This is a genomic window from Nocardia arthritidis (assembly GCF_011801145.1).
Lineage (GTDB): Bacteria > Actinomycetota > Actinomycetes > Mycobacteriales > Mycobacteriaceae > Nocardia > Nocardia arthritidis_A.
Genome location: NZ_CP046172.1, coordinates 7,719,365 through 7,739,574, shown reverse-complemented (window position 1 = coordinate 7,739,574; position 20,210 = coordinate 7,719,365). Strand labels below are relative to the sequence as shown.

Genomic DNA, 20,210 nt, shown 5'->3' with positions numbered 1-20,210 from the left:
TGGTTCCGAACGACTCCCGAAACGACGCAGAGCGCGACGAAAGTGTGGCCGATCATGGCAGGTGCAGCGAGCAATCCTTCCCGTTACCCGCAGTACTCGGGGGTGCGGCTCTCCGGTGCCGCGCAAGCAGGCAAGATATCGGCCATGCGCATCGGAGTCTTGACCGGAGGCGGAGACTGCCCAGGCCTGAACGCGGTGATCCGTGCCGTCGTTCGCACCGCGAACGGACGCTACGGCGATGCCGTCGTCGGCTTCCAGGACGGCTGGCGCGGCCTACTGGAGGATCGAAAGATCAATATCCTCAACGACGACCGCACCGACCGGCTGCTCAACAAGGGCGGCACCATGCTCGGCACCGCGCGCACCAACCCGGACGTGCTGCGCGCCGGACTCGGCAAGATCAAGCGGACCCTCGACGACAACGGTATCGAGGCGCTCATCCCGATCGGCGGCGAAGGCACCCTCACCGCGGCGAGCTGGCTGTCCGACGAGGGTGTGCCCGTGGTCGGCGTGCCGAAGACCATCGACAACGACATCGATTGCACCGACGTCACATTCGGCCACGACACCGCGCTCACCATCGCCACCGAGGCGATCGACCGGCTGCACACCACCGCGGAATCGCATCAGCGCGTCATGCTCGTCGAGGTGATGGGCAGGCATGCGGGCTGGATCGCCATCCACTCCGGCATCGCCGCGGGCGCGCACCTGACGTTGGTGCCGGAGGTCCCGTTCGATGTCGACGAGGTGTGCCAGATGATCAAGCGGCGCTTCCAGCGCGGCGACAAGCATTTCATCTGCGTGGTCGCCGAGGGTTCGCATCCCGCGCCGGACACCGGATTCGCGCTGCGCGAGGGCGGTATCGACGAATTCGGCCACGAGCGGTTCACCGGTGTCGCGCAACAGCTCGGCGCGGAGATCGAGCGGCGCATCGGCAAGGAGGTGCGCACCACCGTGCTCGGCCATGTGCAGCGCGGCGGCAGCCCGACCCCGTACGACCGGGTGCTGGCCACCCGCTTCGGTCTGCACGCCGCCGAGGCGGTGCACGCCGGACAGTTCGGGCAGATGGTGGCGCTGCGCGGCACCGCGATCGATCTGGTTCCGCTGTCCGAGGCCACCAAGCAGCTCAAGCGGGTGCCGGAGGACCGGTACCGGGAGGCCGAGGCGTTCTTCGGCTGAATCAGGGGGAACCCTGTGACCAGGTCATCCGAAGGTATGGTCTTCGGTCGCGTCCATGTCGATCGACGCCGACCAGCCGTAGGGTGGACCGCATGCGCGCCGGTCGACTGATTGCGTTGGCTCTTTTCGTAATTGCCGCGATGGTGGTGGGTACCGCCTGCTCGAAGTCCGAGCCGGGCAAATCGCCGTCCGTACTCGGCGACTGGCACGGGTCCATCCGGTTGCCGGACAAACCGCTCCAGGTCGGCGTGAGCTTTCTGGACGCGGGCAAGGCCACCATCGATATCCCCGCGCAGGGCGTAAAAGATCTGGCCTTGAAAGACGTTCAGACGCAACCGGATCGGGTGCGGTTCGCAATTCCGGACGTGCCGGGCGATCCGAAGTTCGACGGCAAGCTGGACGGCGACAAGATCACCGGCACCTTCCATCAGGGCACACAGGAATTCCCGCTCGAGCTCGAGCACGGCAAACTCGCGCCACCGGCTCGTCCGCAGGAACCGAAGCCGCCGTTCCCATACAAATCCGACGACGTCACCTACCGCAGCGGGGATCTCACCATCGCGGGCACCCTCACCGAACCGAACGGGAGCGGACCGTTCCCCGCGGTGCTGCTCGTCGTCGGCAGCGGTCCGAACACTCGCGACGAAGAAATATTCGGGCACAAGCCCTTCCTGCTGCTGGCCGATACGTTCACCCGGGCCGGCTACGCAGTCTTGCGCACCGATCAGCGCGGCGTCGGCGGCACCGGCGGCAAACTCGACGACGCCAACTACAACGATCTCGCCGACGATATCCTCGCCGGTGTTCGTTTCCTGAAGTCCCGGCCCGAGATCGACGGGGCCCGAGTCGGTTTGATGGGGCACAGCCAGGGCGGATACACCGCGCCGCTGGCAGCGGCGCGCCCGGACAGCGGGGTCGCGTTCGTCATCTCGATGGCGGGTCCGTCGGTGCTCGGCGGGGATGTGCTGGTCGAACAGACCAAGCTGATCGGCGCCGCCGAGGGCACGCCCGCCGATCAGATCGACACCGAGGTGCGGTACAACACCGAACTGACCAGGCTGCTGCGCGCGGGTGATATCGAGGGTGCGAAGGCGTACACCAAGAAGATGAACGGCGAACTGCACCACGGCCGGATACCCGATGACAAGGCGGCCGATCAGATCACGCCCTATCTGGCGGCCCTCGTCAGCTACGACCCGGCCCCGGCGCTGGAGGCGCTGCGCGTTCCGGTGCTCGCGTTCTACGGCGGCAAGGATCTCCAGGTGTCGGCCGCCCAGAACGAACAGCCGATGCGCGATCATCTGCGCGCCGATCCGGACGCGACCGTGCACACCTTCCCAGGTCTCAACCATCTGATGCAGCCCACGCAAACCGGGAAGCCCAGCGAATATGTCGATATCGAGACCACCATCGCGCCCGAGGTGCTGACCTACGTCACCGATTGGCTGAAGCAGCGGTTCCCGACCAAGTAGGCGGGCGCGATAGGGGAGCGCCGCTTGCATAAACTGACTGCTATGAGCGCACCTACGGTCGAGTTGATGGATTATGCCGACGTTGTCTCCCGGTTCGAGCCGGTGCTCGGCTTGGAGGTTCACGTCGAGCTGTCCACCGCGACCAAGATGTTCTGCGGTTGCCCGACCGAATTCGGCGCGGAGCCGAATACCCAGGTGTGCCCGGTATGCCTCGGCCTGCCCGGTTCGCTGCCGGTGGTGAACCAGCAGGCGGTGGAGTCGGCGATCCGGATCGGCCTGGCGCTGAACTGTTCCATCGCACCGTGGGGCCGGTTCGCGCGCAAGAACTACTTCTACCCCGACCAGCCGAAGAACTACCAGATCAGCCAGTACGACGAGCCGATCGCCAGCAACGGCCACCTCGATGTGGTGCTCGATGACGGCAGCACCTTCCGGGTGGAGATCGAGCGCGCGCACATGGAGGAGGACACCGGTAAGTCGGTGCATGTCGGCGGCGCGACCGGCCGCATCCACGGCGCCAGCCACTCGCTGCTCGACTACAACCGGGCCGGGGTGCCGCTCATCGAGATCGTCACCAAGCCGATCACCGGTGCGGGCGAGCGCGCCCCCGAGGTGGCCCGCGCATATGTCACCGCGCTGCGTGATCTGCTGCGGGCGCTCGCCGTCTCCGACGTGAAAATGGAGCAGGGCTCGCTGCGCTGCGACGCCAACGTTTCGCTGATGCCCAAGGACGCAACGGAATTCGGCACCCGCACGGAGACCAAGAACGTCAACTCGCTCAAGAGCGTCGAGGTCGCGGTGCGGTTCGAGATGCGCCGCCAGGCCGCGGTGCTCGCCGACGGCGGCACCATCATCATGGAGACCAGGCACTTCCACGAGGCCGACGGCACTACCTCGGCGGGCCGCCTCAAGGAGTCCGCCGAGGACTACCGCTACTTCCCCGAGCCGGATCTGGAACCCGTTGCGCCGCCGGCGGATTGGGTCGAGGAGTTGCGCGGCACCATCCCGGAGTACCCGTGGCTGCGCCGCGCCCGCCTGCAGTCCGAATGGGGCTGGGCCGACGAGGTGATGCGCGATGTGGTGAACGCGGGCGCGCTGGAGTTGATCATCGCCACCGCCGATGCCGGCGCACCCGCCGACGACGCGCGCTCCTGGTGGGTCGCCTACCTGACCGAAAAGGCGAAGGAGCGTGAGGTTTCCCTGGAGGACCTGCCGATCACGCCCGCACAGGTCGCCGCGGTGATCAAGCTGGTCGAGGCCAAGACCATCAACTCGAAGGTCGCCAAGCAGGTGGTCGATCTGGTGCTGGCGGGCGAGGGCGAACCGGCCGCCATCGTGGAGGCGAAGGGCCTCGGCATGGTCAGCGACGAGGGCGCGCTGCAGGCCGAGGTGGAAAAGGCGCTGGCCGCGAACCCGGATATCGCCGAGAAGATCCGCTCCGGCAAGGTGCAGGCCGCGGGCAAGATCGTCGGTGACGTGATGAAGGCGACCCGTGGTCAGGCCGACGCCGCCCGGGTTCGCGAACTCGTCATCGCGGCCTGCAGCTGAGACTAGTCCGGCGAGCCGCCGCCCGGCGACGGCGGTGGAATCCGGACGACTCGGTCGTCGTTCGGACCACCGGGTCCGGAGGTCTTGTTCGACGTTGTCACCCAGACATTTCCGTCCGGGCCGGTGGTCGCGCCGTAGAGCTGACCGTATCGGTCTTGCACGGTGAGCGACGGCGCCGTCGTCACCGCGTGCGTATTCGGATCGGCCGCGACCATCGCCACCGCTTTCGCATTGCCGAGTGCGATCGCCACCACGTCGGCGCCCGCCGCGCAGCCGCCGACCCCGGGCCGATCCGGCCAGGTCCACGCGGTCGTCACGGTGCCGTCGGGGGCGAGGCGCTGCAGCCGGTCCTCGGTGGCGGTGCGATCGGTGATCCAGATGCCGTCCTTCGGGTCGCGGCAGATATCACCCGCGACCCCGATGCCGGATACCGCGATCTCGGGCGTCGACGCGCCCGGCGCGGGCGAATTCACCCGGAGCAGCTTGCCGGCCAGCGACGAATTCGTCGACGCCGCACCGGGATTGCCCGCATCGCCGGTGAGCACCAGCAGCTGGGTGGGTGTCGCCCATTCGATCGCGCCGTGATTTCCGGTGGGGCCCTTGGGGATTCCGGTCAGGATATCCTTCGGCGGGCCGTTCTCGGCGATCCGCACCACCCGGTTGTCGGTGGCGGTGGTGATGTAGGCGTAGAGCAGGCCGTCCTCGTGGTAGGTGGGGGAGAGCACCAGATCGTCGAGTCCGCCGTCGCCGGAGCCGTCCACATCGAGCTTGGTGATCTCCTGCGGCGGGATATTCGGATCGCTCACCTTCAGGATGCGGCCGGTGCGGCGCTCGGCGACCAGTACGCCGTCGGGCACGGCGACCAATCCGCCGAGGGTGTCCAGGCAGGTTGCCATCACATTCTGGTCCGGATCCTGACACGGGCCGAGTACGCGTGAGGTGGTCGGCGGCGCCGGCTTCGTCGGGTCGAGATCGGCCGCGTGCATGGTCGGTTCCGGGGTGAACGGGCTGGACGCCGAATCATCGAACCGGGCGCATCCGGCAAGCAGGGCAGCGCCGAGCGTGAGGCTCAACGCGACGCGGCCCGCGACAACCAAACTCATGGTTGAGACGTTACGGAAATACTTCCCGACGCGCCCCCTCCGGGGTGGGGTGTTGACACGCCGTTACCGTTTACCGCCCTGTTATCGGCCCGGCGACATAGGGTATGGCCCGTGACGGACAAGCCGAACGAGACTTCAGCGGCGGCGGACCAGCCGACGGTGGCGCTTACCGGACGTGGGGTGAGCAGCCCCTTCGACAACCCGACGCAGCAGATGCCCGCGATCAGGGATGTGCCGCGCACCGACGAGGAGCTCGGTCTGGACCCGCAGGTGCCGACCGTCGGCCAGAGCCGGATCGGGGAGTCCGCGGCGCCCGAGACCGCCAGCTACCCGTACGCAAGCATTCCGCCCGCGGCGAGCCCGCCGGGCGAGACGGCCAAGCTGCGCCGGCGCAACGGCGAAAACCGCCGAGGCACCCTGGATTTCGGATTGTTCCTGCTGCGCCTGGTGGTGGGCGGCACCTTCGTCTATCACGGTCTGCAGAAGCTCACCGGCTGGTTCCACGGCCCCGGCCTCGACGGCACCCGGCACATGATGGAGCAGGGCGGCTGGGATCATCCGACGCTGGCCACCATCATGGTCACCGTCGGCGAGCTGGGCGGCGGCACGCTGCTCGCCATCGGCGTCGCGACCCCGCTCGCCGCCGGTGCGGTGCTCGCGGTGATCCTCGACGCGTGGGCGTGGAAGCAGGGCATGCTGCCCGGATTCCAATACAGCTCGACGGTGCGCACCGGCGTCGAGTTGGAAAGCATTCTCGCGGGCGCCGCGGCCGCGCTCATCCTGACCGGCCCCGGCCGCTGGTCCTTCGACCGCGCCCGCGGCTGGGCCACCCGCCCCGCCTACGGTTCCTTCGTCGTGCTCGTTCTGGCGATCGCCGCAGCGGTGGTCACCTGGTACTTCCTGCACGGCGGGAATCCGTTGCAGGGCATCGGCCCCTTCAATTGACAAGTCCCACAACGATTCCCACTTCGGTTATGCTGGCTGTCGAGATCGGCGGCCGAAGGAGTGGGATGCGGCATACGGACGATCAGTTGGCCGCCCGATGGTGGCAGTGGGCGATGTCGATACCGAACGCCAAGAATCCCGTCCGTGACGAAAGCGGGGAGTACGCCGCCGAAGGTCAACCCGAGGACGTCTGGTTTCTCGCGGGAACCTTCGGCGGCAAGGTTTCTCGGCGGTGTGCCGTACCGCACGGACGGCCCCTCTTCTTCCCGACCTTCAATATGTTCCAGCGGGTCAAGGGGTTCTCGTTATTCGGCAGTCAGGTTCCGGTGGCGCCCGCGGCGACCGGACACGCCGAGTTGAACGGTGTTTCGCTGCCGGTGCGCCTAGTGGCCAACCGAACCCCGTTCGGCGTCACCGCCGCGGCGGGCGGCCCATTCGGCGTCACCGGCCGGTTCAAGGCGACGGCCTGGGGTTTGTGGTGCCGCCTCGACGACCTTTCGCGCGGCGACTACGTCCTCACCTTCGGCGGTGAGTACGAACCCGGCGGCTTCTGGGTCGAGGCGGCGTATCAGCTGGAAATCGTCTGAGGGACGAAAGCGGCCCGCATCTCGAATTTGCGGGCCGCCAACGATTTACGGCACTCGCCGGACCGCGCCCTTATCGGCCGAGGTGGCGAGCGCGGCATAGGCGCGTAGGGCCGTGGTGACCGGACGGTCGCGATGCGCTGGCTGCCAAGGACGTTCGGACGCTTCCATTTTCGAGCGCCGCTCGGCGAGCACCTCGTCGGGGACGAGCAGTTCGAGCGCGCGGGTGTGCACGTCGATGCGGATCTGGTCGCCGTCCTCGATCAGGCCGATGGTGCCCGCGCTCGCGGCCTCGGGCGAGATGTGACCGATCGAAAGTCCCGACGTGCCACCGGAGAAGCGGCCGTCGGTGATCAGCGCGCACTGCTTGCCGAGCCCGGCGCCCTTCAGGAATGCGGTGGGGTGCAGCATTTCCTGCATACCCGGCCCGCCCGACGGCCCCTCGTAGCGGACCACGATCACATCGCCCGGCTTGATCTTCTTGTTGAGGATGACCGAAACCGCCTCCTCCTGCGATTCGACCACGACGGCCGGACCCTGGAAGGTGAACAGATCCTCGTCGATACCAGCGGTTTTGAGGATCGCGCCGTCGGGGGCGATATTGCCGCGCAGCACGCAGAGCCCGCCCTCGACGGTGTACGCGTGCGCGATATCGCGGATGCAGCCCTTTTCGGCGTCGGTGTCCAGCGACGACCAACGGTTCTCGGTGGAGAACGGTTCGGTGGTGCGCACCCCGCCCGGTGCGGCGTGGAAGAGCTCGATGGCCTCCTCGGATGCCTTGCCGGAGCGGATATCCCAAGTGTCGAGCCATTCGTCGAGGGTGCGGGTGTGCACGGTGGTGACGTCGGTCTCGAGCAGTCCGCCGCGGCGCAGCTCGCCCAGGATCGCCGGGATGCCACCGGCCCGGTGCACATCCTCCATGTGGTAGTCGGAGTTCGGCGAAACCTTGGACAGGCACGGCACTTTCCGCGAGATCTCATCGATCGTGCCCAGATCGAAATCGATCTCGCCCTCCTGCGCGGCGGCGAGCGTGTGCAGCACCGTGTTGGTGGACCCGCCCATCGCGACGTCCAGCGCCATCGCATTGCGGAAAGCCTTGGCATTGGCCACATTTCGCGGCAGCACCGAGGCGTCGTCCTCGCGGTACCAACGGTTGGCGATATCGACGACCACCGTGCCCGCCCGCTCGAACAGCGCCCGGCGCGCGGCGTGGGTGGCCAGCGTGGATCCGTTGCCCGGCAACGCGAGTCCGAGCGCCTCGGTGAGGCAGTTCATCGAGTTGGCGGTGAACATGCCGGAACACGAACCGCAGGTCGGGCAGGCACTGCGCTCCACCTCGGACAGACCGTCCTCGGAGACGGCCTGATTCGCGCTCGCGGCGATCGCGGTGATCAGATCGGTCGGCGCCTGCGCGACCCCGCCGACGACGACCGCCTTGCCCGCCTCCATCGGCCCGCCGGAGACGAAAACCGTCGGAATGTTCAGTCGCAGTGCGGCATTCAGCATGCCGGGGGTGATCTTGTCGCAGTTCGAGATGCACACCAGCGCATCGGCGGTGTGCGCGTTCACCATGTATTCCACCGAGTCGGCGATGATTTCGCGCGAGGGCAGCGAGTACAGCATGCCGCCGTGGCCCATGGCGATACCGTCGTCGACGGCGATGGTGTGGAATTCGCGCGGCACCCCGCCCGCGGCGCGCACCGCGTCCGCGACGATCTCACCGACGTTCTTCAGGTGGACGTGCCCGGGCACGAACTGGGTGTATGAGTTCGCGATGGCGACGATCGGCTTGCCGAAGTCGGAATCGGTCATACCGGTGGCGCGCCAGAGGGCGCGGGCGCCCGCGGCATTGCGGCCGATGGTGGTTGTTCGGGAACGAAGCGGTGGCATGGTGTCCTCGTGGTCGCGGGGGCTGATGTGCGACGGCGCCGAGTTCGCTCGGCGGCCTCTCCACGGTACTCGCGGGGAGGGTCGGCCTATTCGCCGGTGGCGACGGCTGTTGGCGGTCGCTCGGCCGGTGCTCGGCGCTGATGTTGGTGTCGCCGCGGGGTGTCGTCGGCGCGAACGGTGTCATCGGTTGTGTCGCTTCCGGCACCGCTTGATGGGAACCAGCCTAGCGTCGCTACATCCGGCGGAGCCAGTGAGTATCCGCATACCCACCGGGGGAATAGGCCCCCGATCGGCTTGGTCTCTGGGTGAGTTCCGGTCAGTCCTTGTCCGAGGCGGGCGAATCCTTTTCCGGGTCGGTCGAGTCCTTGTCCGAGGCGGCGTTCGCGTCCGGCTCGGCTGTCGTCGACTCTGCCTGCTCGCTTGCGTCCCGCTCCTGGGCCTTGGCCTCGGCAGCCGCCGCGAACAGGTCCGGGATCCGCCCGTTGGACGCGGCGATCAGATCGCGCAGCCGGTCGTAGCTCACCGCGGGCAGCTTCACCTCGGAGCCATCGGTCAGATGCGCCCGCACGAACCCGCGCTTGGGAATGCTGACGCCCTTCAGCTCGGCCCAGTCCACATGCCGGGATTTGAAGACCGTGCGCAGCTCCAGTCCGGATTCCGAGATCACCGTCCGCGTCCTGGCCACCCAGACCACCGCGGCCGCCGGAATCAACAGCAGCCACCACAGGCCGACGGGCCAGCCGACGAAAAAGAAGAATACGCAGAACAGCAGGACCAGCACGCCTAGGTAGGCCAGCTGCGGAATCCGGATGATCCGTTGTTCGGACGCCCGACCCGTATCCGGTCCCGAGTCGGCGGTGTGGGACGATTCAACCGGTGGCACGGACTGATGCGGTGATGACACACCACCATCCTCGCATCCTGGTGCAGGCTCACATACAGCCGCCGCAGTCCCACATAATGGGATGTCATGGGTCATCTGTTTGACTCCGAGGTTCACGCCCGCTTAACGTCGTCCGCGTGAATCGAAACGAGCTTCTCGTAATCGGCCGGCGCGTCCAGCGTTGAGCCTGACAGTCTGAGTCGAATACGTCAGCTCGCGTTGCGACGCGCCACCCTCGAACAGCTATGCGCTGGTCGGGGGTTTTTTGTTGTTCGGAGTAATGTCCGGCACATGGCGAGTCGCAAGACACCGCATGTCACGCACAAATCCGGGGTCAGAACGACAAGCAGTAAGGAACGAAGACGGTGAGCGCACCAACCGCCCGGCCCGGGCCATCGGCCCGCAGGCCAGCGCCCTCGGCGAATCAGCAGCCCGCTGCCGCCGGCCAGCCCGCTGCGACGAATACCGCCAACCGCCGCCAGGTCCCGCCCGAGCGGGTCACCGGCGCGCAGTCGGTGATTCGTTCGCTCGAGGAACTCGGCGTCGATACGGTCTTCGGCATTCCGGGCGGCGCGATTCTTCCGGTCTACGACCCGCTCTTCGACTCGACGAAGGTCCGCCACGTGCTGGTCCGGCACGAGCAGGGCGCCGGACACGCGGCCACCGGCTACGCGCAGGCCACCGGCAAGGTCGGCGTCTGCATGGCCACCTCCGGTCCCGGCGCGACCAACCTGGTCACCCCGATCGCCGACGCCCAGATGGATTCGGTGCCGATCGTCGCGATCACCGGACAGGTCGGCCGCGGGCTGATCGGCACGGACGCCTTCCAGGAGGCGGATATCTCCGGCATCACCATGCCGATCACCAAGCACAACTTCCTCATCACCGAGGGCGTCGACATCCCGCGCATCCTGGCCGAGGCGTTCTACCTGGCCGCCTCCGGCCGTCCGGGCGCGGTGCTCGTCGACATTCCGAAGGATGTGCTGCAGGCGCAGACCACCTTCACCTGGCCGCCGGAGCTGCGGCTGCCCGGCTACCGCCCGGTCACCAAGCCGCACGGTAAGCAGGTGCGCGAGGCGGCCAGGATGATCCTGGAGGCGAAGGCGCCCGTGCTGTACGTCGGCGGCGGCGTCATCAAGGCCGACGCCTCGAAGGAACTGCTGGAGCTGGCCGAGCTGACCGGCATCCCGGTGGTCACCACGCTGATGGCGCGCGGCGCGTTCCCGGACAGCCACCGGCTGAACATGGGCATGCCCGGTATGCACGGCACCGTGGGAGCCGTTGCGGCACTTCAGAAGTCGGATCTGCTGATCACCCTCGGCGCGCGTTTCGACGACCGGGTCACCGGTCAGCTGGATTCGTTCGCCCCCGCCGCCAAGGTGATTCACGCCGATATCGACCCGGCGGAGATCGGCAAGAACCGGCACGCCGACGTGCCGATCGTCGGCGACTGCCGCGAGGTGATCGCCGAACTCATCGAGACGCTGAAGGCCGACCCGGCCACCGGAGACGCTCCGCTGCTGGAACTTTCGGAATGGTGGACGTACCTGGACGGCATCCGCAAGCAGTACCCGCTCGGCTGGACGCCGCCGAAAGATGGTTCGCTCTCACCGGAATTCGTGATCGAGGCGCTCGGCCGCCTCGCCGGACCCGACGCCATCTACTGTGCGGGCGTCGGTCAGCACCAGATGTGGGCCGCGCAGTTCATCAAATACGAAAAGCCGCGCACCTGGCTGAATTCCGGCGGTCTCGGCACCATGGGCTACGCCGTCCCGGCCGCCATGGGCGCCAAGATGGGCGCGCCCGACAAAGAGGTGTGGGCGGTCGACGGTGACGGCTGCTTCCAGATGACCAACCAGGAGTTGGCAACCTGCGCCGTCGAGGGCGTGCCGATCAAGGTCGCGCTGATCAACAACGGCAACCTCGGCATGGTCCGGCAGTGGCAGACCCTCTTCTACCAGGAGCGCTACTCCAACACCGATCTCGGCACGCATACGCTACGCATCCCCGACTTCGTCAAACTCGCGGAAGCCCTTGGCTGCCATGGCATCCGGGTCGAGCGCGAGGAGGATGTCGAGGCCGCGATCCGCGAGGCGCAGTCCATCGACGACCGGCCGGTGGTGATCGATTTCATCGTCGGCAAGGACGCCCAGGTGTGGCCGATGGTCGCCGCGGGCACCAGCAACGACGAGATCATGGCCGCCCGCGGCATCCGCCCGCTGTTCGACGAGGACGAGCAGGCCGCCGAACCCGCGGTGATCCACGAGGCGATGTCGCACGAGAAGAACAAGGGGACGCAAGCATGAGCACCACCCACACGCTGAGTGTGCTTGTCGAGGACAAGCCGGGCGTGCTGGCCCGGGTGGCGAGCCTGTTCTCCCGGCGCGGCTTCAATATCGAATCGCTGGCCGTCGGCGGCACCGAGATCCCGGACATCTCGCGGATGACCATCGTCGTCACCGTCGAGGATCTGCCGCTGGAGCAGGTCACCAAACAGCTCAACAAGCTGGTGAACGTCATCAAGATCGTCGAACAGGATGCGGACAGCTCGGTGGCCCGCGAACTCATCCTGGTCAAGGTGCGCGCCGACGCCAGCGTGCGGACCCAGGTGATCGAGGCGGTTACGCTCTTCCGGGCGAAGGTGATCGACGTCTCACCGGACGCGCTCACCGTCGAGGCGACCGGAACCCGGTCCAAGCTGGACGCGCTGCTGCGGATGCTGGAGCCGTACGGGATCCGGGAGATCGTGCAGTCGGGTGTGGTCGCGGTCGGTCGCGGTCCGAAGTCGATTACCGCGACTCGCTAGTTGTACACGGTCCGATAAGCGGACCGGCGACGAATTGAATTGTGTTGGCCCGCAATGATCGTGGGCCTACAGACCTAAAAAGAAGGAAAGAAGGGACCTACCAAGTGGCAGTCGAGATGTTCTACGACGACGACGCCGACCTGTCGATCATCCAGGGCCGCAAGGTCGCTGTCATCGGCTACGGCAGCCAGGGGCACGCGCACTCGCTGAGCCTGCGCGACTCCGGCGTCGAGGTCCGGGTCGGCCTCGCGGAGGGTTCGAAGTCGCGCCCGAAGGCCGAGGAGGCCGGCCTGACCGTCGGCACCCCGGCCGAGGTTTCGGCGTGGGCCGATGTGATCATGCTGCTCGCGCCCGACACCGCGCAGGCATCGATCTTCACCAACGACATCGAGCCCAACCTGAAGGACGGCGACGCGCTGTTCTTCGGCCACGGCCTCAACATCCACTTCGGCCTGATCAAGCCGCCCGCCAACATCACCATCGGCATGGTCGCGCCGAAGGGCCCCGGCCACCTCGTGCGCCGCCAGTTCGTCGACGGCAAGGGCGTGCCCTGCCTCATCGCCATCGATCAGGACCCGAAGGGCGAGGGCCAGGCGCTGGCGCTGTCCTACGCCAAGGGCATCGGCGGCGCGCGCGCCGGCGTCATCAAGACCACCTTCAAGGAGGAGACCGAGACCGACCTGTTCGGTGAGCAGGCCGTGCTCTGCGGTGGCACCGAGGAACTGGTCAAGACCGGTTTCGAGGTCATGGTCGAGGCCGGCTACGCGCCCGAGATGGCCTACTTCGAGGTGCTGCACGAGCTCAAGCTGATCGTCGACCTGATGTACGAGGGCGGCATCGCGCGGATGAACTACTCGGTCTCCGACACCGCCGAATTCGGTGGCTACCTGTCGGGCCCGCGGGTCATCGACGCCGACACCAAGCAGCGGATGCGCGACATCCTCAAGGACATCCAGGACGGCACCTTCGTCAAGCGCCTGGTCGCCAACGTCGAGGGCGGCAACAAGGAGCTCGAGGCGCTGCGCAAGAAGAACGCCGAGCACCCGATCGAGGTCACCGGCGCGAAGCTGCGCGGGCTGATGAGCTGGGTCGACCGGCCGATCACCGAAACCGCTTAAGGTTCAACGCCGCTGGCCCGCTCCTTATTGGGGCGGGCCAGCGGCGTTTCCGGCCTAGACGGACAAAATCAGCTGTTCGATGCGGGATTTCAGCGAATTGGTATGGATATTGTCCGCTCAGGCCGGGATCCAACGCTCGATATCCGCCGATGATTTCGTCCTCGTCGCGACATACCCGTCCGGGCGTATCAGGACGAGCTCTCCTTCGTCAACGCCGTAGCTTTCGCGCGCGAGACCGTCGGCATCCACGATCGCTCCGGATCCGTTCTCGCGCTGCGTGATTCGATAGACCCGCAGGTCGGCCGATTTCACGGGCTCGGCATCGCCGCCGAAATCCAGCAGCGTCCAGTGGGTTCCTCGGAAGAGATCGAAAAGCCTTGTCTTGTGGCCGGTTTCGGGGTCGCGGCAGATGGCGTCGGGAGCGCGCTCACCCGGTCGGATACCGGATTTCGGCAGCTGCGCGCGATCCGTCAGCGGGCTGTCCGGGTACGCGATGGTGAGCCCGGTGGTGAATTCGTCGGTGAGTTGCCGCTGTGCGGCGGAGCCATCGTTCGCCGCGGCGGCGCGCATGACCATGTGCAGGCGGGCCGTCGAATCGTCGAGCACCGCGCGGGCCACCGGAAGTCGTTCCGCCGCATAGCTTTCCAGTATGTCGTCGGTGCCGCGCAGTGCGGCGGCGAGCTTCCAGCCCAGGTTGTACGCGTCCTGTATGCCGGTGTTCATGCCCTGGCCGCCACCCGGTGAATGGATATGTGCGGCATCGCCCGCCAGGAATACGCGATCGGTTCGGTAGCGGTCCACCATGGCCACATTGATCTGATACAGGGACAGCCAGGTCGGGTCGGTGATCTCGACACCGGGCAGCCCGGCGCGTTCGGCGAAGATCTTTCGGTAGTGCGCGAGCGTCGGCGCGGGCGGCTGTTTGTCGTCGGCCGGAATGCTGGCCTGAAATTGCCAGATGTCGGTGTGCGGCAACGGAAACAGCGACAGGACGCCGTCGTTCATCCACAGATGTTGCGCGCCGCGATCCAGACCGGTGATCCGCACATCGCCGAGGTACCAGCGGTGCCGCCCGTACGAGGTCCCGGTGAGCCGCAACCCGGCCAGCTCGCGGACCGCGCTGCGTCCACCGTCGCAGCCGACGACGTAGCGGGTTCGAATCTCCTCGCGCCGACCGTCTTTCGTAACCGTCACTGTGACGAAGTTCGGGTGTTGTTGTAGGTCAACGACTTCGGTACCGAGGTTTACCTCGCCGCCGAGTTCGGCGAGCCGATCCCGCAGTGCCGCTTCGACATACGGCTGCGCGACCCAGACCGGTGCGGGATACGGTGTCGCGGGTGTCGACGGTACGCCGATCGCCGCCTCCACGGCCTCGGAAAGGATTCGAGGCCCGCGGTAGTGGCGGGTCGGCAGGTGGATCGCGCCGCGGTCGACGATGCGTTCCGCGATGCCGAGATCGTCGGCGATCTCGAGCGAACGCGGCTGGATGGTCTTGGCGCGAGATGCCGAATTATGTTGGGGGAGTTTGTCGATGAGCTCGTGGGCGACGCCGCGGCGGGCGAGTTCGCAGGCGAGGGTCAGTCCGGTGGGGCCCGCGCCGACGATCAGTACATCGGTGGTGTTCATGGTGGTTCCTCGGAGGTCGGTGCGGGACTCTATTACCTAACTTAGGTATACTTTTTCGGATCGAAGTTTTCCCGTTTTCGCTGTTGGGATGAGTGAACTATATACCTAACTTAGGTATCTAACAAGGAGGGTGTGTGCCGGAATCCGACGACATCATGGGGGAGCTGTTCCCCCGGCTGACGCTGCTGAGCGCGGTCCTCAACCGAGGACGCCTGTACGACAACATCATTCGCTCGGCCGGACTGTCGCTGGAACGACCCGCTATGACGATCCTGGTGATCCTCGACGGGGCAGGCGAACCGCTGCGGGTCGGCGAGATCGCCACACAGATGCAGGTCGAAGGACCACATGTGACCCGGCACATCAACGGGCTGGAACAACGTGAGCTGGTGGCCCGAGTGGTGGACCCGGACGATCGCCGCGCGCGACGAGTCGCGCTGACCTCGCAGGGGCAGCGGTTGGTCGATCGCTATACAAGCGAGGTCCGGGATTGGTTCGCCGGAGCACTGTCGGGGTGGTCCGCCGCGGACCGTCGACAGTTGGCCACACTGCTCGAACGGCTGGCCGACGATCTCGTCGCCCACCGATCGACAACCGAAAAGAGTTGAGCGAGAGCACAATCGGTGCGGGACCAGCCACCGGATCCGCTGGGCCAGTGCATGCTCGAGTTCATCGGGCTGGTGGGGGCCATCCAACGGCTGGTGCGCTGCCAAGGCTTTGCCCGGCCAACGGCAATCGGTGCCGTCGGCCAACTGAAGGCGTCGTTGATCGGATACGCAGCGGCTATGATCTACTGCATGACCTCTGCCGCCCGGCCTGAGCCGCCCCGGATCCCGGATGCCGATCCTGCGGCGATTCGGGCGTGCCTGCCAGCTGATGTCGCGATGGAATTCGATCGCCTTTGGCGAGAGACAATGGATCAGGCCAGAGACGAGTGCGATCTCACTGTCGTGCACGGTTTTCTTGCCCAGTGGCGTATTACAGCGCACGCGGAGATGACCGATCCGGGCAGCTATTTCCGGCTTCTCGAACTAGCCGACCAGACTATGGCGGACATGCGTGCCGGGCGGAGGCGCGGAACATGGGTCTCCAGCGCCGACATCAAAGCCATGATCAATGCCCGATTGGACAGGCGATAGGTGTACCGGGTCGACACCTCCGGCGAGGCGACCGACCAAATTGCCAACCTTCCGGATGATGCGCTTCTCGCGTATGCGGAGGCAGCGGTAGTGCTGGAGTTGGCTCCATGGAATGGCCTCAGCGTCAACAAGCGCAATCCGGATGCGCCGCTTCGTCAGTTGGTTTTCGGCAGCTTCGGAATGATCACCTATCTTGTCCTCGAGCAGGAGCGGCTGGTCAGTGTCGTCAGGGTTCAGTGGGTGGGGTAGTCCGCTGCCACGAAACGGTATGAGGCTCGGCATTCGGGTGGTGCCGAGCCTCATACCGAGTTGGGACTAACTGCTGCCGAACGATCCGGTGGACGGACGACCGTGGAAGAACTGCCAGAACGGGTCGTCGTGGTGCCGCCAATGCCAGTCGTTGTCGCGCCAGTCGTTGTCGAACGGGCCGAGGCCGTCGTCGCAGTTCCAGTCGCGGAACGGGCCGAAACCATCGCAGTCGCGCCAGTGGTGGTGCACCTCGGTGGCGCCGGGCAGGGCCGGATCGGCCGAGGCGGGGATCGCCAGCGCGGTCAATGGAATCGCCGTGAGCGCACCCGCGACGGCCACGCGGGCCAGGGTCCGCCGGGCAGCGCTGGACTTGGTTGTCGAGAACAACGTGAATCCTTTCAACTCTCCGGTGAGCTCCTACTCACCACGCCGTTGTCGTATTCCAGGCCCCGACCCGGTTTTCCGACGAAACTCCAACGGCACGCCTACACTCTGGCCTACTTCGCCGGAAAGGTCACGGGTGTAGACACGACTTCGCGGAACTTCCATCTGCGGTACTAGGGGGATTCCCTGAGCGCTGAAATCGCCGAGAAGTAGCTGGTTGATTGCGCGTCGCCGACGATCGCGCGACACTGATTCGATGACAACCGCGACGACCGCCCGCGACTCGGCCGCGGCAGGACGTGCCGCGCGCCAGCGGATCTCGCGCTCCTCGCTCGGCGTCTGGCAGCCGTCCGCCGACCGCCCCGACCCGATCGCCATCCTCGAACAACAGGCCGCCACCCGCGTGCCGGAGCTGGTGCCCATCCGCTACGCCAGAATGGCGGCCGCACCGTTCCCGTTCCTGCGTGGCGCACCCGCCATCATGGCCGCCGATCTGGCGGCATCTCCGAATACCGAACTGACGGTTCAGCTTTGCGGTGACGCACACCTGTCGAACTTCGGCGTGTACGCCTCGCCCGAGCGGGCACTCGTCTTCGATCTCAACGATTTCGACGAGACGCTGCCCGGCCCGTTCGAATGGGATGTCAAACGTCTCGCCGCCAGTATCGCGGTTGCCGCCCGCGCCAACGGTTTCGGCGACGACGAGGCCGGAAATGCCGTGCGCGCAGCGGCTCAGCGTTACCGCGAAACGATGGGCCGGTTGGCCGAGGCCGATGCTGTCGCGGTGTGGTACGAGCAGGTCGATACCCAGCAGATCACCGAGTTGATCCAGAAACCCAAGCGCCGCAAGGATATCGAGCAGGCCATCGATACCGCGCGCAAGAGCACCAGCCTGCAGGCGCTGCGCAAGCTCACCGAACCGGATGCAAACGGCACGCCGAAGATCAAACATCAACCGCCGCTGCTGGTTCCGATCGAGACCGGCGAGGACGTCTGGGTCGAGACCGTGCTGTCGGCCTACCGCAGCTCGCTGCCCGAGGAACGACGGGTGTTGATCGACCGGTACCGGCTGGTGGATGCCGCGCGGAAGGTAGTGGGCGTCGGCAGCGTCGGAACCCGGTGTTTCATTGCGCTGCTTGCCGATACCACCACCGGCAGCCCGCTCTTCCTTCAAGTGAAAGAGGCGCAGGAGTCGGTGCTCACGCCGCATCTGCGGCCGAGTAAACAGAAGCATCAGGGCCACCGAGTGGTGCACGGGCAGCGGCTCATGCAAACATCCAGCGATATTTTCCTCGGCTGGGCGACCGGCCCTGACGACCACCACTACTACTGGCGACAGCTGCGCGATATGAAGGGTTCCGCCGCCATCGAGGACCTGTCCCGTCCGGCGCTGCGCCAGTACGCCGCGCTCTGCGGGCACACCCTGGCCCGCGCCCACGCGCGCTCCGGTGACCGTGTCGCTATTGCCGCCTATATCGGCTCCGGTGACGGATTTGACCGTGCCATGGGCGATTTCGCGCTCGCGTACGCGGATCAGACGCTGGCCGATCACAAGGCGCTGCTCGCGGCGATCGACTCGGGGCGGGTGAAAGCCGCGGCGATGGCGTATTGATCAGGTTTGATGTGTTCAGCAGTTGGCGCCGTACCCCTGGACCTCATGCGCCCATTCGGTCAATCCCGCGACGAAACCGGCGCGATCACGCGGAGAAAGCCGCGCGAGCGCTCGCAGCAGCGGCGCCGAACGGGCGGCGATGAAGGATTCGACCGCCCGCCGATGCTGCTCCGGCAATGTCACCAGGGTGCGCCGCCTGTTGCCCGGATCTTCCTGCCGGGTGGCCAATCCGGCGCGGCTCAGGTCGCCGACGAGTTCGCTCGCGGTCGAAAGGGATACGCCGAGCCGTCCGGCGAGCTCGCTCACGCTCACTGCTTCTCCGCTCATGAGCTGGGGGAGCACCGCACCGTGCCTGGCCGTCAGCTTGTGCCGCTCGAAGATCGCCCGCATTTCCTCGGGCATCTCGCCCCGCACATTTCGGAAGTAGCCGGACAGTAGCGGTATATAGCCGAGGATCTCGAGGTCGCCCGGGGTCGGATGCATAGTCTTGCGCGGTTCGGCGTCTTGTGGCACCGTCCCATCTTAGACAGTTCGGATTTCCGAACTGTTCGAAAAATCGAATGAAAGGTGGGCGACAGTGGTATCGCTCAACTACTCCGATGCGATGAACGAGGCCCTGGCCCGGATGGATGACCTCGGATATGAGCGCGGCACCGACGGTGACCTGGCCAATCACGGCCCGATGGGCGCGGAGGCGCTGGCCACGCTCGGATTCGTCGACGAGGTCGGCCCGTGGACCGAGTACTACCGAAACGTGTTGCCGTTCTATGATCCGCCGCAGGCGCGGTTCGCGATCGATCCATCGGACGAATCGTCATGGCGCGGCGCGCTCGGCGAATTCGATCGAGCAGGCGACTGGGAACAGCTCTTCGCCCGCGAGCTGGCCGAATCTCCTTGGCGCACAGTGCTGGTGCGGTGGTGGCCGCGGCTGCTCCCCGGCCTGATGGCCTCGCTCACCCACGGTCTCATCCGCACGGCGCACGCGGTACGTGGTTTGGCCGCCGCCCCCGCGCCCAGCCCGGCGCAACTGACCGAGCTGGCGAGGGGACTTGCCTTCTGGGCGGCCAGGTTTCACGAATTGCCGGGGCGGGCCCGCATGGCGGGTGATCGCACGGTCGCCGAGGCGGTCGCCGCGCTGCCCCGCGTACCGCTGCCGAAACCGGCGCCTGTCGGAATGCTGGCGCAACGGTTGCGTACGGCGCCCACGCGCCCCGGATATCGGGAGAACCTGGACGCCCTGGCCGAACTCGATCCGCAATGGCTGCTCTCCGAACTGACGGCCGAGTTCGCCGGCGTGTATCTCGCACACCCACAAGGGAATCCGGTTCCGCTGGTGCATGCGGTCACCGCGCCCGCAGCCGCCCGGCTGGTGCTGCCGCACCTGCCGACAGAACTGCACATGCCGACGGTCGCCGCGCTATGGCAGATGCATCTGGCCCTACTGCTCACCGCCACCGGCGATGCGAAAGGGGAGGGCACGGCGCTCGCTGCCGCACGGGCGGCCGAGGTGCCCACATTCGGCGAATTGGCCGCCCGCGCAGCGGAACACCGCGACGAACACGTCATCAAATTCACCGAAGCCTGCCTCCGGGAGCACCTGCTTCGCCCCGATCCGCGCTACGCCGCAGCGGTGATGTCCGCACAGCGGCGCATCTCTCGCCACTGAATAGGG

19 protein-coding genes are annotated in these 20,210 nt (G+C 66.6%); 13 read left to right on the top strand and 6 right to left on the bottom strand.

From position 1 onward, the window contains the following. Positions 1 to 144 precede the first annotated feature (144 nt). The 3 genes from F5544_RS34855 (at position 145) to gatB (ending at position 4,199) form a co-directional block, all read left to right on the top strand. Positions 145 to 1,179: an ATP-dependent 6-phosphofructokinase gene (locus F5544_RS34855; RefSeq protein WP_167477102.1), complete on the top strand. Its 1,035-nt coding sequence runs from the start codon at positions 145 to 147 to the stop codon at positions 1,177 to 1,179. 92 nt (positions 1,180 to 1,271) lie between these two features. Next, positions 1,272 to 2,651 carry an alpha/beta hydrolase family protein gene (locus F5544_RS34850; protein WP_167477101.1) on the top strand — a complete coding sequence of 460 codons (1,380 nt, stop codon included), beginning with the start codon at positions 1,272 to 1,274 and terminating at the stop codon, positions 2,649 to 2,651. Positions 2,652 to 2,693: 42 nt separating this feature from the next. Continuing rightward, positions 2,694 to 4,199, top strand: coding sequence for an Asp-tRNA(Asn)/Glu-tRNA(Gln) amidotransferase subunit GatB (gene gatB / locus F5544_RS34845; RefSeq protein WP_167477100.1), 1,506 nt, complete (start codon positions 2,694 to 2,696; stop codon positions 4,197 to 4,199). A gap of 2 nt (positions 4,200 to 4,201) precedes the next feature. On the opposite strand, the gene F5544_RS34840 is transcribed toward gatB, so the two are convergent. After that, positions 4,202 to 5,302: a PQQ-dependent sugar dehydrogenase gene (locus tag F5544_RS34840; RefSeq protein ID WP_167477099.1), complete on the bottom strand. Its 1,101-nt coding sequence runs from the start codon at positions 5,300 to 5,302 to the stop codon at positions 4,202 to 4,204. A 111-nt stretch (positions 5,303 to 5,413) separates the two neighbouring features. Between F5544_RS34840 and F5544_RS34835 the strand changes: the two genes are divergently transcribed. Both F5544_RS34835 and F5544_RS34830 read left to right on the top strand, forming a co-directional pair. Next, on the top strand, positions 5,414 to 6,247 hold the full coding sequence (locus F5544_RS34835) for a DoxX family protein (RefSeq protein ID WP_238846805.1): 834 nt from the start codon (positions 5,414 to 5,416) through the stop codon (positions 6,245 to 6,247). A 65-nt stretch (positions 6,248 to 6,312) separates the two neighbouring features. Continuing rightward, a complete protein-coding gene (locus tag F5544_RS34830) occupies positions 6,313 to 6,834 on the top strand; it encodes a hypothetical protein (protein WP_167477098.1) in 522 nt (173 codons plus the stop codon). A gap of 45 nt (positions 6,835 to 6,879) precedes the next feature. Here the strand turns inward: F5544_RS34830 and ilvD are convergent, their stop codons facing one another. Then, the gene (ilvD, locus tag F5544_RS34825) at positions 6,880 to 8,721 is read right to left on the bottom strand and encodes a dihydroxy-acid dehydratase (RefSeq protein ID WP_167477097.1); all 1,842 of its coding nucleotides are present in this window, start codon (positions 8,719 to 8,721) and stop codon (positions 6,880 to 6,882) included. Positions 8,722 to 9,037: 316 nt separating this feature from the next. Then, positions 9,038 to 9,604, bottom strand: a complete 567-nt coding sequence (locus F5544_RS34820; protein WP_238846804.1) for a PH domain-containing protein — start codon at positions 9,602 to 9,604, stop codon at positions 9,038 to 9,040. A 365-nt stretch (positions 9,605 to 9,969) separates the two neighbouring features. On the opposite strand from F5544_RS34820, the gene F5544_RS34815 reads away from it, so the two are divergent. The 3 genes from F5544_RS34815 to ilvC all read left to right on the top strand — a co-directional run bounded on the left by F5544_RS34815 (position 9,970) and on the right by ilvC (position 13,528). Beyond that, positions 9,970 to 11,910, top strand: a complete 1,941-nt coding sequence (locus F5544_RS34815; RefSeq protein WP_167477095.1) for an acetolactate synthase large subunit — start codon at positions 9,970 to 9,972, stop codon at positions 11,908 to 11,910. After that, on the top strand, positions 11,907 to 12,410 hold the full coding sequence (gene ilvN / locus F5544_RS34810; protein ID WP_167477094.1) for an acetolactate synthase small subunit: 504 nt from the start codon (positions 11,907 to 11,909) through the stop codon (positions 12,408 to 12,410). Before F5544_RS34815 ends, ilvN begins: the two co-directional genes overlap by 4 nt. Before the next feature lie 116 nt (positions 12,411 to 12,526). After that, the gene (gene ilvC, locus F5544_RS34805; RefSeq protein ID WP_174867645.1) at positions 12,527 to 13,528 is read left to right on the top strand and encodes a ketol-acid reductoisomerase; all 1,002 of its coding nucleotides are present in this window, start codon (positions 12,527 to 12,529) and stop codon (positions 13,526 to 13,528) included. Between the two features lie 117 nt (positions 13,529 to 13,645). Here the strand turns inward: ilvC and F5544_RS34800 are convergent, their stop codons facing one another. Continuing rightward, on the bottom strand, positions 13,646 to 15,154 hold the full coding sequence (locus F5544_RS34800; protein ID WP_167477093.1) for an FAD-dependent monooxygenase: 1,509 nt from the start codon (positions 15,152 to 15,154) through the stop codon (positions 13,646 to 13,648). A gap of 134 nt (positions 15,155 to 15,288) precedes the next feature. Between F5544_RS34800 and F5544_RS34795 the strand changes: the two genes are divergently transcribed. From F5544_RS34795 to F5544_RS34785, 3 genes are read left to right on the top strand one after another with little or no spacing between them, the layout of a single operon-like run. Then, the gene (locus F5544_RS34795; protein ID WP_238846803.1) at positions 15,289 to 15,762 is read left to right on the top strand and encodes a MarR family winged helix-turn-helix transcriptional regulator; all 474 of its coding nucleotides are present in this window, start codon (positions 15,289 to 15,291) and stop codon (positions 15,760 to 15,762) included. Between the two features lie 51 nt (positions 15,763 to 15,813). After that, complete coding sequence (locus tag F5544_RS34790) at positions 15,814 to 16,293, top strand: DUF6247 family protein (RefSeq protein ID WP_167477092.1); 480 nt, start codon at positions 15,814 to 15,816, stop codon at positions 16,291 to 16,293. Continuing rightward, positions 16,294 to 16,542, top strand: coding sequence for a hypothetical protein (locus tag F5544_RS34785; RefSeq protein WP_167471242.1), 249 nt, complete (start codon positions 16,294 to 16,296; stop codon positions 16,540 to 16,542). 66 nt (positions 16,543 to 16,608) lie between these two features. Here the strand turns inward: F5544_RS34785 and F5544_RS34780 are convergent, their stop codons facing one another. Further along, positions 16,609 to 16,929 (bottom strand): hypothetical protein, encoded by a 321-nt coding sequence (locus F5544_RS34780; protein WP_167477091.1) that lies wholly within the window; start codon positions 16,927 to 16,929, stop codon positions 16,609 to 16,611. Between the two features lie 253 nt (positions 16,930 to 17,182). Here F5544_RS34780 and F5544_RS34775 point away from each other — a divergent pair, with 253 nt between their 5' ends. Beyond that, positions 17,183 to 18,538 carry a DUF2252 domain-containing protein gene (locus tag F5544_RS34775; RefSeq protein ID WP_167477090.1) on the top strand — a complete coding sequence of 452 codons (1,356 nt, stop codon included), beginning with the start codon at positions 17,183 to 17,185 and terminating at the stop codon, positions 18,536 to 18,538. A 15-nt stretch (positions 18,539 to 18,553) separates the two neighbouring features. Here F5544_RS34775 and F5544_RS34770 read toward each other — a convergent pair whose 3' ends face one another. Continuing rightward, positions 18,554 to 19,051: a MarR family winged helix-turn-helix transcriptional regulator gene (locus tag F5544_RS34770; protein WP_238846802.1), complete on the bottom strand. Its 498-nt coding sequence runs from the start codon at positions 19,049 to 19,051 to the stop codon at positions 18,554 to 18,556. A 64-nt stretch (positions 19,052 to 19,115) separates the two neighbouring features. Here F5544_RS34770 and F5544_RS46750 point away from each other — a divergent pair, with 64 nt between their 5' ends. Beyond that, positions 19,116 to 20,204, top strand: coding sequence for a questin oxidase family protein (locus F5544_RS46750; RefSeq protein WP_238846801.1), 1,089 nt, complete (start codon positions 19,116 to 19,118; stop codon positions 20,202 to 20,204). Positions 20,205 to 20,210: the final 6 nt, after the last annotated feature.